The sequence below is a fragment of the Pseudoalteromonas sp. KJ63-1 genome (genome assembly GCF_055808145.1).
In genome coordinates this window covers 305,256-320,225 of record NZ_CM147855.1, presented here as the reverse complement: position 1 = coordinate 320,225, position 14,970 = coordinate 305,256, and the positions used below count along the sequence as shown (strand labels likewise).

At 41.7% G+C, this 14,970-nt stretch carries 12 protein-coding genes; 4 read left to right on the top strand and 8 right to left on the bottom strand.

Annotated features, from left to right (window positions below; genetic code table 11):
* Positions 1-33: 33 nt before the first annotated feature.
* From AC0L7Q_RS01480 to prlC, 6 genes are all read right to left on the bottom strand, one after another.
* Complete coding sequence (locus tag AC0L7Q_RS01480; RefSeq protein ID WP_413401203.1) at positions 34-1,251, bottom strand: IscS subfamily cysteine desulfurase; 1,218 nt, start codon at positions 1,249-1,251, stop codon at positions 34-36.
* A 24-nt stretch (positions 1,252-1,275) separates the two neighbouring features.
* Positions 1,276-1,767 carry a Fe-S cluster assembly transcriptional regulator IscR gene (gene iscR, locus AC0L7Q_RS01475; protein ID WP_008113921.1) on the bottom strand — a complete coding sequence of 164 codons (492 nt, stop codon included), beginning with the start codon at positions 1,765-1,767 and terminating at the stop codon, positions 1,276-1,278.
* A 202-nt stretch (positions 1,768-1,969) separates the two neighbouring features.
* On the bottom strand, positions 1,970-2,695 hold the full coding sequence (trmJ, locus tag AC0L7Q_RS01470) for a tRNA (cytosine(32)/uridine(32)-2'-O)-methyltransferase TrmJ (RefSeq protein ID WP_008113920.1): 726 nt from the start codon (positions 2,693-2,695) through the stop codon (positions 1,970-1,972).
* 474 nt (positions 2,696-3,169) lie between these two features.
* The gene (locus AC0L7Q_RS01465; protein WP_413401202.1) at positions 3,170-3,925 is read right to left on the bottom strand and encodes a class I SAM-dependent methyltransferase; all 756 of its coding nucleotides are present in this window, start codon (positions 3,923-3,925) and stop codon (positions 3,170-3,172) included.
* Between the two features lie 65 nt (positions 3,926-3,990).
* Positions 3,991-5,169 carry a response regulator gene (locus AC0L7Q_RS01460; protein ID WP_409424557.1) on the bottom strand — a complete coding sequence of 393 codons (1,179 nt, stop codon included), beginning with the start codon at positions 5,167-5,169 and terminating at the stop codon, positions 3,991-3,993.
* Between the two features lie 162 nt (positions 5,170-5,331).
* Positions 5,332-7,383 (bottom strand): oligopeptidase A, encoded by a 2,052-nt coding sequence (prlC, locus tag AC0L7Q_RS01455; RefSeq protein WP_413401201.1) that lies wholly within the window; start codon positions 7,381-7,383, stop codon positions 5,332-5,334.
* Positions 7,384-7,613: 230 nt separating this feature from the next.
* Here prlC and gorA point away from each other — a divergent pair, with 230 nt between their 5' ends.
* Positions 7,614-8,975 (top strand): glutathione-disulfide reductase, encoded by a 1,362-nt coding sequence (gene gorA / locus AC0L7Q_RS01450; protein ID WP_055013344.1) that lies wholly within the window; start codon positions 7,614-7,616, stop codon positions 8,973-8,975.
* Between the two features lie 148 nt (positions 8,976-9,123).
* Here gorA and zapE read toward each other — a convergent pair whose 3' ends face one another.
* Positions 9,124-10,212: a cell division protein ZapE gene (gene zapE, locus AC0L7Q_RS01445; RefSeq protein WP_413401200.1), complete on the bottom strand. Its 1,089-nt coding sequence runs from the start codon at positions 10,210-10,212 to the stop codon at positions 9,124-9,126.
* Between the two features lie 134 nt (positions 10,213-10,346).
* Between zapE and AC0L7Q_RS01440 the strand changes: the two genes are divergently transcribed.
* From AC0L7Q_RS01440 to AC0L7Q_RS01430, 3 genes are all read left to right on the top strand, one after another.
* On the top strand, positions 10,347-10,781 hold the full coding sequence (locus AC0L7Q_RS01440; RefSeq protein WP_008115546.1) for a Z-ring associated ZapG family protein: 435 nt from the start codon (positions 10,347-10,349) through the stop codon (positions 10,779-10,781).
* Positions 10,782-10,902: 121 nt separating this feature from the next.
* Complete coding sequence (locus AC0L7Q_RS01435; RefSeq protein ID WP_054202364.1) at positions 10,903-12,255, top strand: Do family serine endopeptidase; 1,353 nt, start codon at positions 10,903-10,905, stop codon at positions 12,253-12,255.
* A gap of 87 nt (positions 12,256-12,342) precedes the next feature.
* Complete coding sequence (locus AC0L7Q_RS01430; protein WP_198522495.1) at positions 12,343-13,425, top strand: trypsin-like peptidase domain-containing protein; 1,083 nt, start codon at positions 12,343-12,345, stop codon at positions 13,423-13,425.
* A gap of 275 nt (positions 13,426-13,700) precedes the next feature.
* Here the strand turns inward: AC0L7Q_RS01430 and murA are convergent, their stop codons facing one another.
* The gene (murA, locus tag AC0L7Q_RS01425; protein WP_055013340.1) at positions 13,701-14,960 is read right to left on the bottom strand and encodes a UDP-N-acetylglucosamine 1-carboxyvinyltransferase; all 1,260 of its coding nucleotides are present in this window, start codon (positions 14,958-14,960) and stop codon (positions 13,701-13,703) included.
* Between the last annotated feature and the right edge of the window lie 10 nt (positions 14,961-14,970).

Genomic DNA, 14,970 nt, shown 5'->3' with positions numbered 1-14,970 from the left:
TCCTCACTACCTGCTAGGTATGGGCTCCACTAATTAGTGGTGCGCCCATTCAACTGAATCTAAATCAACACCTTCTTGGTGCATTTCCCAAAGAGGAGACATTTCACGTAAACGGCCAATCGAGTTTTTCATTAGCTCAACGGTGTAATCAATCTCTTCTTCGGTTGTAAAACGGCCAATACTAAAACGAATTGAGCTATGTGCTAGCTCGTCGTTACGACCTAATGCACGTAATACGTAAGAAGGTTCTAAACTTGCAGATGTACAGGCTGAACCTGACGATACCGCAATATCTTTAACAGCCATTAGTAACGACTCACCTTCAACAAAGTTAAAGCTAATGTTAACAATGCCAGGTACTGATTGGTCTTGTGTGCCGTTAAAGTACACTTCGTCCATATCTGTTAAAATACCGTCGATTAGGCGTTTACGTAACGCACTGATGTGTGCGTGATCTTTATCAAAATCTTGTTTTGCAATTCTAAATGCTGCGCCCATTCCTACTAACTGATGGGTTGCTAATGTACCAGAACGCATACCACGTTCATGGCCGCCACCGTGCATTTGTGCTTCTAAACGGGCACGTGGTTTACGACGAACATACAAAGCACCTACGCCTTTAGGGCCGTATACTTTGTGCGCCGAGAATGACATGAAATCTACTTTGGTTTGTTGCACATCGATTAAAACTTTACCCGCGCTTTGTGCAGCATCTACGTGGAACATAATTTTACGTTCGCGACACATTTCACCAATGGTGTTGATATCTTGGATTACACCTAGCTCGTTGTTTACATGCATAATACTTACAAGCACGGTGTCGTCACGCATCGTATCTGCTAATTTTTGCAGATCAAGTAGGCCGTTTTCTTCAACGTCCATATAAGTTACTTCAAACCCTTGACGCTCAAGCTCACGACATGTGTCGATAACTGCTTTGTGTTCAGTTTTAGCGGTAATAACATGCTTACCTTTTTTCTTGTAAAACTGAGCCGCACCTTTAATAGCAAGGTTATTTGATTCTGTTGCACCCGATGTGAATACGATTTCACGTGGGTCTGCATTAATTAAATCGGCAATGTCAGTACGTGCTTGGTCAACGACTTCTTCAGCTTGCCAACCAAAACGGTGTGAACGCGATGCTGGATTACCAAAATTACCGTCCATAGTCAGGCACTGCATCATTTCTTTGGCAACTCGTTCGTCAACGGGCGTAGTTGCTGCGTAATCTAAATAAATCGGTAACTTCATTTCTCTCTCCGCTGCAGGTCAACCTTAAAGTTGACAGCTTACTTGAATATTTTCCAACTGCTTAATTGCATCATTAACGCTGTTTTCTTGGCGAAGAGCGACCGCTTTAACGTCCGACTTTTCAACCAATTCAGCTAAGGTAATATTATTTAAAAATTCTTCAATTCGTGCGCTTAAATCTGACCACAATGTATGGGTTAAACAACGCATACCACTTTGACAACCAGTATTGCTTCGCTGACACCGAGTAGCGTCAACAGATTCATCTACCGCATTGATAACATCGCCAACTGAAATTACATCGGCCTCACGTCCTAGTAAATAGCCCCCACCAGGACCTCGAACAGAACTCACTAGCCCATTTTTACGTAAACGGGCAAATAACTGCTCAAGATAAGACAAAGAAATTTCTTGGCGCTGTGAAATATCTGCAAGCGCTACAGGGCCTATATTTGCATGTAGTGCAACATCCAGCATGGCTGTAACGGCATATCTGCCTTTTGATGTTAACTTCATAACGCCCCCCGCACAAAAGAGTGCAAATTTTAATTACCAGAGTAGATTAGTCAAGTATTATCCTGATTGGCTAGCCTCAAACGGCCACCGATAAACTTGTAATACCCGACTGTTTTGGTCAAGTATTGGGTCTATTGTAATTACCTGAGTAATTTAGTCAAGTATTAGTGCAGTAATAAAGGGCGCTATTTATAACTAATTGCTATTTTATAGACTTATTAATTGAGGTAAGAATACCTCGTAATATGTTCATTTCAGCATCTTCAGGTCGAGCACGATTAAACAAGCGACGTAGCTTAGTCATTACCATGCCTGGGTGCTGCTTAATGATGAAGCCTGTTTTAAACAAGGTGTCTTCAAGATGTTCGTAAAACAGCTCTGTTTGTTTAGACGATGGATATAGGGTTTCGTCTTCTTGTTGTTCCGCTTTAGGCTGTTGATTTAAAAATGCCATACGCGTTTCATAACATAAGGTTTGTACTGCCATGGCTAAATTTAGCGAGCTGTATTCTGGATTAGCAGGAATACACACATGATAATTACACAGTTGTAATTCTTCGTTTGTTAAGCCACTGTTTTCACGACCAAATACAAGTGCTACAGGGCCATTTACAGCTTCGCCAACAAGCTTTTCACCACATTCACGCGGCTCTACCATAGGCCACGACAACGTACGTGAGCGGGCGCTAGTACCAATAGTTAATGCACAATCAGCAATAGCATCGGCAACCGTATCAACAATAACCGCATTACCAAGTACATCTGTAGCACCTGCAGCCAGTGCGCTGGCATGACTATCTATTTCACAAGCAGGATCTACAAGGTATAACTTTGATAATCCCATGGTTTTCATGGCACGTGCCGCAGAACCAATATTGCCAGAATGTGATGTGTTTACTAAAACGATGCGGATATCATCTAAGATCATTACAGTGCTACTTATCGAGTACAAAAAAATTGCGCAAATTCTAGCATGAAAACGCGCTGAGATCCTATATTCAATAGTCGAGATCTAAAAGTTCAGCTCGGGGTTCGGGGTTCGGGGTTCGGGGTTCGGGGTTCGGGGTTCGGGGTTCGGGGTTCGGGGTTCGGGGTTCGGGGTTCGGGGTTCGGGGTTCGGGGTTCGGGGTTCGGGGTTCGGGGTTCGGGGTTCGGGGTTCGGGGTTCGGGGTTCGGGGTTCGGGGTTCGGGGTTCGCCAAAATTATGCTTGGTATTTATTAAAACGCAATTCGTCATTTATTTATTCATTTTCATTACCTACCCCTTCAACTCTTGATAGAGCAAATTATGATAAGCAGGTGCGCCACCCTATAAGCGTTAGTTTACCTCGCGCATGTTTTAGGCTCGCAACCCGTCGCTCGTAGCCCGTTAACCGTTAACCTTTAACCTTTAACCTTTAAGTTAAACCATCGCGGCTTTTACATATACATCAAAGCGGTTCTTCTTGGTTTTGATTTGCATACTCGGGGTTTTATCATTTAAAAATGGCGCGTAATCGGGGCGTTTAACCACTACACGCTTACTGGCAAGAGGGTAAGCAAAATCGAGTAAATCATCGGCGTCGGTATCGCCACCCACTAACTCTTGGAATACCCGCATTTCTTTTTTAACCAATGCTGATTTTTCACGGTGCGGGAACATTGGATCAAGGTAAACCACATCCGGCATGCTATCACATTGGGCAAGTAAGGTATGGCTTGAACCAAAGATAAGGCTCATATTTTGCTGCATCCATGGGCCAATTTCACTATCGTTATAAGCGCGTTGTAAGCCATCATATAACAGTGCAGCAACCACGGGGTGGCGCTCATGTAAAATTACTTTACAGCCTAGCGAGGCTAACACAAAACCGTCGCGGCCAAGGCCTGCTGTGGCGTCGAGTACCACTGGCGTTGCCCCCTTATTAAGGCCAACCGCTTTAGCAATTGATTGTCCTTTACCACCACCAAATTTACGTCTATGTGCAACGGCACCCGTTACAAAGTCTACATTAATAGCACCTAATTTTGGCTCATCAGTTTTATACAGGCTTAGCCCTTTATCATCGTAATGCAAGCTAAAACCACTGCTTTGCTCTGCCCATTGAGCAAGCGCAAAGCGTGCTTCTAACTCATTTAAATAAGGTCGACACTCTTTAAACGCACACTGTATAACCACTTCACACTCCGATGATAAATTTCACCGTTATTATACCCAAACAAAGGCAATATACGATCTCTAGTTTAAAACAACTCAATATCGTTATTTTCGCTCTCAGGTTCTGGCTGCGCTTGTTGTTTACTTAGCCCTGTTTGAGTAATTAAGTCAGCACGCTGTTGAGTGGTTGTTTTTAGTTGGTGCTTAATAAAGGCTAAATCATTAGTAGTTGCAACCAGCTGCTGTGATGTATGACTAAGTTGGGTTATTTGCTGATTAAATTGCGAAGCTGTTAGCTCATTTTGTGTTTGCATTAACGATTGGAGTTGCTCAAGCTGATCTTTAAGCTGGCTAATTGCACTCGTTTGTATAGCGTTTTGATTTTTAAGCTGGGCAACAATATCTTTAAAAACAAGGGTTAGCTCATTATCGCGCATTAGTCGATATTGGTGCTGCTGTATAGTCACTACTTTTTCGTTAGTTACTTCTAAAATATGCGGAAATAAATCTTTATAGCGACCATACAGTGATGGCGTATCTACAGGCATATTTTTAATTAATAATGAAATATTAGGGTAATTAATAATAGTACTATGACCGATATCAACAAAGCGTTCTGCATTTTTATGCTGCATGAGTAGCTCTTGCTCTAATGGGCATACACCAGTTTCTTGGCTATAAAACATTCCCTGGTTATTTTGCCAAAAAACAACCACGACATTGAGGTGTAATGGAGTAAAAAAGCCTAAAAAGTATTCACTTAATAGTTCTAAATTATCGGCATGATAGCTTTGACAAACAAAACGCATAATGCGCCCCATGTCACCGGTCTCAATCATCGCCATTTCAGCTGTTTTATTGGCCTTTGCTATATCATACTGCAGTGTTGCACACTGCTTGCGATACTGGTAAAGAATTTTAATGCGTGCCATCAGCTCCTGTGCGTTAAAAGGCTTCAAAATGTAGTCAGCCCCGCCAACACTAAACCCTTTAATACGTTCAGCTTGCCCCACTTTGGATGATAAAAACATTACTGGAATATCTGTTGTGGCTTTATTTTGTTTAATAGTTTGACAAACCTCATAACCAGACATGCCTGGCATTTCAACATCAAGCAAAATAATATCGGGGTTATATTTATTTGCTTGTCTTATGCCATCTTCACCATTTTTGGCATGGATCACTTTGCAAAACCCAGCTAAAGATTCTTCAATAATATGGTGCATTAATTTATCGTCATCAATTGCCAGTATTAACTTTGCCATACGTTAGTCCCTTTTAGTACTTTGTTCAAAGCATAGTACGCCATGTTAAAACTACTAAAATTTATTCAAAATATTCTTTAATAGCACTGTATTTTAGGCAATAAAAAAGCGCCACTGGGGCGCTTTTGTAATTATATTTTAATCCGCAAAGGTCAACAGACCCTAAGCGGCGATGCCGCTGTGGCGCAGTAGTGCATCTACACTTGGCTCACGACCACGGAAGTTTTTAAACAGTGCCATTGGCTCTTCGCTGCCGCCTTTTTCAAGAATGTGCTGCATAAACGCTTGGCCCGTTTGTGGATTAAAAATGCCTTCCTCTTCAAATTTAGAGTAGGCATCAGCCGAAAGTACTTCAGCCCATTTATACGAGTAATACCCCGCGCTATAACCGCCCGCAAAAATATGACTAAAGCCATGCTGAAAACGGTTAAACGCTGGCGGCTTAATGACTGAAGTACGACTGCGTACATCATCAAGCACAGCTTGAATGTTACATGGCTTGTCAGCCACGTAGTCATGGTGAATTTTAAAATCGAATAACGAGAACTCAAGTTGTCTTAGCATTTGCATACCTGAGTTGTAATTTTTAGCGGCCAATAGTTTATCTAGTAGCTCTTTTGGTAATGGCTCACCGGTTTCGAAGTGGCCTGAAATAAAGCTTAGGGCTTCTTCTTCGTAACACCAGTTTTCTAAAAACTGACTTGGCAATTCAACTGCATCCCATGCTACACCATTGATACCAGCAACAGGCGCTGCATCTACTTGAGTTAACATGTGGTGAATGCCGTGACCAAACTCATGGAACAGTGTGGTTACTTCATTATGGGTAAACAAAGCAGGCTTATCGCCAATCGCTTTATTAAAGTTACACACTAAGTAAGCAACTGGTGTTTGAAGTTCACCATTAGCACGCACTTTACGACCCATACAGTCATCCATCCATGCACCACCACGTTTGTGGTCGCGGGCGTACAAATCTAAGTAGAAACGACCACGTAATGTATTGTTGCTATCGTAAATTTCAAAAAAGCGCACATCTTTATGGTAAGTATCGATGTCTTTTTGCTCTTTAACAGTAATACCAAACAAGCGGTTAACGGTTTCAAACAAACCACTGAGCACTCTATCGGCAGGGAAGTATGGGCGTAATACTTCATCTGAAATCGCGTACTTTTCTTGCTTTAGCTTTTCGCTGTAATAACCAAAGTCCCACGCTTCTAGTTCACTAATACCGTGCTGTTGCTCTGCATATTGTTGCAACTCTTTAAGCTCTTGCTCTGCTTGTGGCTTAGATTTAGCGGCTAAATCTTCTAAAAATGAAAATACCTGTGCAGGTGATTCTGCCATTTTTGTAGCTAACGATTTTTCGGCGTAGTTATTAAAGCCAAGTAATTGTGCTAACTCATGACGTAGTGCCAGCTCTTCACTCATAATCGCCGAGTTATCAAATTCTCCTGCATTTGGACCTTGATCGGATGCACGAGTAGAAAACGCGGTGTATGTTTCTTTGCGTAGTTCACGGTCGTCTGCGTAAGTCATTATAGGTAAGTAAGATGGGAAATCGAGAGTAAATACCCAGCCTTCTAAGTCTTTGCTTTTTGCTGTATCGGCCGCTAATGCCAGTGCTGATTCTGGTAAACCCGCTAGTTGGCTTTCATCGGTAATATGCTTATGCCATGCAAGCGTGGCATCCATCACGTTATTACCAAATTTTGAAGCAAGCTCTGATAAACGCGCACTAATTTCACCGTAGCGTTTTTGCTGCTCAGGATTTAATGCAATGCCTGAAAGCTTAAAGTCACGCAATGCGTTGGTAATCGTTTTTTGCTGGGCGGTGGTGAGTGTTTTAAATTCATCACTGTTATAAAGCGCGCTGTAAGCCTCATATAAACCTTGATGTTGGCCAACAAAAGTAGAATATTCAGAAATAAGCGGTAAACACTGCTCGTAAGCTTCGCGAAGTTCATCATTGTTCATCACCGAATTTAAATGTGATACCGGTGAAAATAATCGCGATAGTTTATCGTCGGCTTCTTCAAGCGGTAGTACTAAATCATTCCAGGTGAAAGATTGCTTTGCTAGTACGCTTTCAATCGCACTGCGACAGTGCTCGATACCTTTTTTTAGTGCCGGTACTACATGCTCAGGCTTTATTTTTGAAAAAGGAGGAAGTCCTTCAAGCCCAATAAGGGGATTTGTTTGTGCATTGCTCATAGTCATTCTCAGTTTATGCAAATATAAAAATGAAGTTGGGGCAAAATACGTAAATACAAGGGGAAGTGTTCAGCTCTTAGCTTAATATACGCTCTACTGCTGATACCTTGATCTTAACTAGCTTGGTTTTCGTTTGATGGTAGAGATTTTAGCAGCCCCGAACAAGTGACTTGTTCATGGCATATGATATTATCGGTAAAACATTGTTAAACACATTTAGAGGATTAAACATGGCTCAGCATTTTGATTACATTGCAATTGGTGGCGGTAGTGGTGGTATTGCATCAGCTAACCGTGCAGCAATGCGTGGCGCAAAAGTAGCATTAATTGAAGCTAAACACATGGGTGGCACCTGCGTAAACGTAGGGTGTGTTCCTAAAAAAGTAATGTGGCATGGCGCTCAAGTTGCTGAAGCAATTAATCTTTATGCTCCTGATTACGGTTTTGATGTTGAAGTTAAAGGCTTTGATTGGTCAAAACTAGTAGAAAGCCGTGAAGCCTATATTGGCCGTATTCACAAAGGCTATGATAATGGTTTAGCTAAAAATGGCGTAACGGTGATCAAAGGTTTTGCAAAGTTTGTTGATAGTAAAACCGTTGAAGTAGATGGCGAGCACTATACTGCCGATCACATTTTAGTTGCCGTTGGTGGCCGCCCTACTATTCCTAATATTCCAGGTGCTGAACACGGTATTGATTCAAACGGTTTTTTTGAGCTGAACGAACAACCTAAACGTGTTGCTGTTGTTGGTGCCGGTTATATTGCCGTAGAAATTGCCGGTGTGCTGCACAGCTTAGGTACACAAACTCACTTATTTGTTCGTAAGAGCAAGCCACTGCGTACCTTTGACCCATACATTATCGACACACTGGTTGATATTATGGCAAAAGAAGGCCCAACACTGCACACTGAGTGTTCACCAAAAGAAGTGGTAAAAGAGGCTGATGGCAGCTTAACGATTCATTTTGAGAATGGTTACAGCGAAAATGTTGATCAGGTTATTTGGGCTATAGGCCGCACGCCAACAACCGATAAAATTAACCTTGCTGCAGCAGGCGTAGAAGTAAACGAAAGCGGTTATGTAAAAGTAGATGAATACCAAAACACCACAGCTGAAAATGTATACGCTGTGGGTGATATTATCGAAAATGGTATTGAGCTTACACCGGTTGCTGTTAAAGCGGGTCGTACTCTATCGGAGCGTTTATTTAATAAAGAATTGCCGAACGATTTAAAAATGGACTACAGCCTAGTACCAACCGTAGTATTTAGCCACCCACCTATCGGCACAATTGGTTTAACTGAGCAAGAAGCGATTTCTCAGTACGGCGGCGAAAATGTCAAAGTATATAAATCAAGCTTTGCGGCTATGTATACCGCAGTTACTCAGCACCGCCAAGCCTGTAATATGATGTTAGTGTGTGCTGGCGATGATGAAAAAGTTGTGGGCTTACACGGTATTGGTTTTACCGTTGATGAAATGATTCAGGGTTTTGCAGTCGCCATGAAAATGGGCGCGACTAAGGCTGATTTTGATGCGGTTGTCGCACTACACCCGACGGGTTCGGAAGAGTTTGTTACTATGAGATAAGTTCGAGGTTCGAGGTTCGAGGTTCGAGGTTCGAGGTTCGAGGTTCGAGAAATAAAAAAACCTTGCGGTTAACATCGCAAGGTTTTTTATTTAGAAGTTAGATGTTTTGCTCGAGACCCGCAGCACGTCGCCCGCTAACCTTCGTATTTTAAGCTAAATGCTCTCGGGCTAAATACTCTAACGATTGCATTTCTTGTAAGCGACTAATACAGCGTTTAAATTCAAAGTTTAAATTGCCTTGTGTATAGAGCTCGGTAATCGGTTTTTCTGCAGAGATAATTAACGTTACATTACGCTCATAAAATTCATCTACTAACGCAATAAAGCGCCTTGCTGCGTCATCATTATTTTGCCCTAGCTGTTTTACATTAGATAAAATCACCGTGTTATATAATCGGCTTATTTCCATGTAATCAACTTGGCTACGGGCAGTTTCACACAGTTCGCTAAATTCAAACATAATGATGCAGTCAGACACCTTGCGGGTTTTGATCATCCGCCCTTCAATTTCTATTGGGGTATCTAGTTTACCGACTTCTGGCGAGAGCTTGTCAAAATATTCGAATAGGTTTTTATCAGCTTGTTCATCAAGCGGGCTATGAAAAATTTCAGCTTGCTCAAGAGTTCGCAATCGGTAATCAACGCCTGAATCTACATTAACTATTTCAGTATGCTTATTCACTAAGGCAATAGCTGGTAAAAAACGTGCACGCTGTAGACCATTGCGATATAAGTCGTCAGGTATAATATTTGACGTGGCAACCAGTACAATACCGCGAGCGAATAATGCTTCCATTAAACCACCGAGCAACATAGCATCGGTAATGTCTTGTACAAAAAATTCATCAAAACAGATAATGTCAGTCTCGGCTTTAAAAATATCTGCTACTGTTTCTAAAGGGTTGGCAGTGTTGTTTAATTTTTTAAGCTCATCGTGTACTCGGTGCATAAAGCGGTGAAAATGCACTCGCATTTTTCTGTCGCCAGGCAAAGCTTCGTAAAAAGTATCAACTAGGTAAGTTTTACCTCGGCCTACGCCACCCCAAAAGTACAATCCTTTTATAGGTGCGGGTTCAGCTTTATTAAAAAGCTTTGCAAAAAAACCTTTAGATTGCGGTTTTGCTTGTGTTAAATCGTCGTATAAACGCTGTAAATGACGAACTGCATTTTCTTGTGCTGCGTCATGTACAAAGTCATCGCGTTGAAGGTCTTGCTGGTATGTTTGCCAAGGAGTCATATCTATTTACAGTTAAAACACAGTTTAATTTGTAAAGCATATTAACACGCATCAATACTCAGGGTATATTAGACTTAGTATGAATTATTATTGAACTAAATTTTTTTTAGTTATTTTCGCATAGAGGTGAATTTATGGGTACATTTACATGGGTAGGCTTAGTGATAGTGGTTGCTATTGCTGCATTTTTCGTTGGTGCCTTTGTCACTAAAAAACAGTTTAAACAAGATGAATTAGAGCAACAAGCAGAGCAAGCTAAGCATTCACTTGAGCAGTATCGTCAAGATGTTGCCGACCATTTAGCGAATACTGGTAAATTAGTAAACAAAATGAAAGAAAACTACGATCAGTTATTAAGTCATGTTGAAGAAACCAATCAACTGTTACTTGAAGACAGAAATAAAGCCCCTGCTGAACCGTTTTTCTCTAAAGAAACCACAGAACAGTTACAAGCGTCATTAAAAGAACGTAGTTCAGATCGCTCAAACGCCGATGCTCAACCAGCTGATTATGTGTCGGGTAAATCAGGATTATTTGCTGGTGATGTGAATACTTCTAAAGCATCTTGATGAACTTTTTTTGACCCCATAGTCTTTAGATATAACAGCTTTGTTGTTTTATCTTACTGATATACTTTTTTGAGGCTGCTTATTGCAGCCTTTTGCTTTTTAAGTGGAGTAAACCCTGACTATGAAAATGAAATTATCACTTATCAGTGCTGCTATTTTATCTACTAGCTTATTATTAAGTCCAACCGCCTCGTTTGCTAAGTTGCCGGTTGCCGTTAATGGTCAACAATTACCAACACTTGCCCCTATGCTTGAGCAAATCACGCCAGGTGTAGTGAGTATTCAGGTTTCAGGCTCTAAAGAAGTGCGTCGACGCGGTGACCCACTCGATTTCTTTTTTGGTAACCCCCAGCCACGTAGCCAAAAGCGACAGTTTAGTGGTTTAGGCTCTGGAGTTATTATTGATGCCGACAAAGGCTATGTGGTTACCAACAACCATGTAGTTCAAGACGCCGAAAAAATGGTGGTCACCCTCGAAGATGGTCGCGAATATGATGCAACAAAAATTGGCAGCGATAAAGAATCTGATATTGCGCTACTACAAATAGACGCAGATGAATTAACCGCGGTAAAACTAGCTAATTCTGATGACTTACGTGTCGGTGATTTTGCTGTAGCTATTGGTAACCCTTTTGGTTTAAGCCACACCGTTACCTCAGGTATTGTTAGCGCACTAGGCCGTAGTGGTTTAAATATTGAAGGTTACGAAGATTTCATTCAAACCGATGCCGCGATTAACCAAGGCAACTCAGGTGGCGCTTTAGTTAATTTAAACGGTGAGTTGATTGGTATTAATACCGCTATTTTAGGTGCATCGGGTGGTAATGTGGGGATTGGTTTTGCTATTCCATCAAACATGATGAAAAACCTTGTTGATCAAATTGTAGAACATGGTGAAGTACGCCGTGGATCACTAGGTATTTCAGGCCGTCCTCTTGATGCGGGCCTTGCCAAAGCGCAGCAGCTTGATGTTAAACAAGGTGCTTACGTTATGCAGGTACTCGATGATACAGCTGCCAGCAAAGCCGGTATTAAAGCAGGTGATGTGATTATTAGCATTAATGGCAGTGAAATAAGTGGCTTCCATGAACTGCGAAGCAAAATTGCCACTTTAGGTGAAGGCCGTGAAGTACAGCTAGGAATTTACCGTGACGGTAAAGTTAAAAATGTAGAAGTTACCCTAGATGGCGCATCAGGAATTACCGCTGCAGGTGAAGAGTTACACCCAGCATTCCAAGGTGCAACACTTGAAAACGTGAAGAAAAACAAAATGAAAGGGATTGAGGTAACCTCTGTCGATCCTCGTTCACCATCAGCACGGGTCGGCCTTGAGGAAGGCGATGTTATTGTGCAAGTAAACCGTCAACGGGTAGAAAGCATTCGCGACATGAACCAAATTATCGACGATATTCAAGGTAATATTGTGTTAGGTGTTAAACGCGGACGCGAGTCTATCTTTGTATTAATTCAGTAATAATACAATAAAAGTAACAGCGGTACTTGCCGCTGTTATTTTTTTTGTGCCATCATAAAGGGATTGCTCACTAACAATAAGAATACCGTGCTAAAACTTCTAAAATTTGTACTTCCTCCTTTATTTGCCGGTTTAGGCATTGCTTTTTTAGTGGTTTTTTTCAGCCCTAACATGCGTACTGCATTACTACCTAACGTGCCGCTACCCAGTGCAATGACCGCCAGCCATTTGAGCTTTTCTGATGCGGTTAAACGCGCGGCACCATCGGTTGTCACTATTTTTTCAGAAAGCATTTCTAAAGAGCCACGCTACAAGCGCCAAAATACCGTGCAAGAGTTAGGATCTGGGGTGATCATGTCACCCGATGGCTATATATTAACTAACTACCATGTGATCAATAATGCCGATCAAATACTGGTCATTCTTACCGATGGGAGACGTTTTTTTGATGTACAACTTATTGGCTTTGATACCATTACCGATTTAGCATTATTAAAAATAAATGCCAACCACCTCCCTGTTATTCCTGTTAATGACAACTACACCACGAATGTGGGCGATTTGGTGTTAGCAATCGGGAATCCATTAAATTTAGGACAAACAATTACTCAGGGGATCATTAGCGCTACTGGTAAGCAAAAAATTACCGACAGCCCTTACAATAACTTATTGCAAATGGATGCCGCTATTAATGTGGGCAATTCAGGAGGAGCGCTGGTAAATTCTAATGGCGACTTAGTAGGGATCACCTCAGCCCAATTTAAAACCCGTGAGAACTTGAACATTCAGGGAATATTTTTTGCTGTACCTTATACCTTAGCTAAAGAAGTTATGGGTAAACTTATTCGCCATGGTCGCGTTGTTCGTGGTTATTTGGGCTTTGAAGGCACTGCAGTAGATAGTACAGGCAAAGAGGTCAATGATAGCTTAACGCCTGTCGCAGGCATGCGTATTACCAATCTAGACCCTCTAGGTCCTGCATGGCAGGCGGGTATAGAAGAGCAAGACATTGTAATTAAAATTGCTGGGCTTTCAGTGGCTAATCCACAAAATGTATTAAAAAAGATAGGCAGTACCGAGCCAGGTAAAGAAATTGAGTTTGAGCTATATCGTAACGGTAAAATACAAAAAATAATGGTGAAAGTAGCCGAGCTCGAAACCAAGCTATAAAGCACTTATTTACACTTTGACATCAGACATAAAAAAACGCGATAGATCATCGCGTTTTTATGTAACCTGAACTCTGGTTAATAGATTTACTAACATATTGAATCAAAAATGATATTTATGTTTATTTTTTCTCTAGCTAGAGATTTTCTGTGAAAACAAGGCGAAATTACGCGTCAATAGCTAGCCTATTGCAAGTAAATTCAACGCAGTTAGCGCTGAAAATAGCTGCTTGAAATAGATCTATTATCCAGAGTTCAGGTTATGTATTAAACTAACTAGTTGCTTTTGCGTTTGATGTTAGCACCTAACGCACTGAGTTTATCTTCAATACGCTGATAACCTCTATCTACATGATAAATACGATCAACAACCGTTTCACCTTGAGCCACAATCCCCGTTAAAATAAGGCTCGCTGATGCACGTAAATCGGTTGCCATAACCTGCGCACCCGATAAGCTTTGTGTTTCACCACAAAAAGCCGTATTGCCTTCAAGGCGAATATTTGCGCCCATACGTTGTAACTCAGGCACATGCATAAACCGATTTTCAAAAATAGTTTCGGTAATGGTCGCACTGCCGTTAGCTACCACATTTAAAGCGGTAAATTGAGCTTGCATGTCGGTTGGAAAACCTGGGTGCGGCATAGTTTTAATATTAACCGCTTTAAGCTCTCGGCCTCGCATATCAAGATAAATACTATCCTCATGCACTTCTAGTAACGCATTGGTTGCACGCAATTTTTCAATTACCGGCTCAAGTGAATGAAAGTCGGTCATTTTACACAGTACTTCGCCACCGGCCATCGCGGCGGCAACTAAGAAGGTACCGGTTTCAATACGATCCGGTAATATGCGGTGCTCACAACCTGATAAGCGCTCAACCCCTTCAATCTCAATACGGCTAGAACCTGCACCAGTAATTTTAGCGCCCATTGCAATTAAACAATTAGCTAAATCGATGATTTCGGGCTCGCGCGCTGCATTTTCTAAAACAGTTTTACCATCTGCAAGCGTTGCCGCCATGAGTAAGTTTTCGGTAGCACCGACACTGATCATTTCCATGAAAATTTCAGCGCCTTTTAGGCGTCCATCTACTTTGGCATTAATATAACCATTTTCCACAGTTATTTGCGCGCCCATACGCTCTAAACCTTGAATATGAATATCAACTGGGCGTGCACCAATAGCACAGCCACCTGGCAAAGATACTTGAGCCTCACCAAAACGAGCCACTAAAGGCCCAAGTGCGAGCACTGATGCACGCATTTGCTTTACTAATTCATAAGGCGCTAACGTACTATTTACCGTTGCACCATCAATAATCAGTGAATCACCTTGCCACTGAACATCGGCGCCTAAGGTTTTTAATAAAGCTTCAGTAGTTATAATATCGCGAAGCCGCGGTACATTAGTAAAGGTACTTTTGCCCTCGGGTAATAAAGCTGCAAATAAAATAGGCAGTGCCGCATTTTTAGCGCCAGAAATAGTTACTTCACCAGCCAGTGAAGTGCCACCTTGAATTACAAATTGATCCATCTAAGGGGCC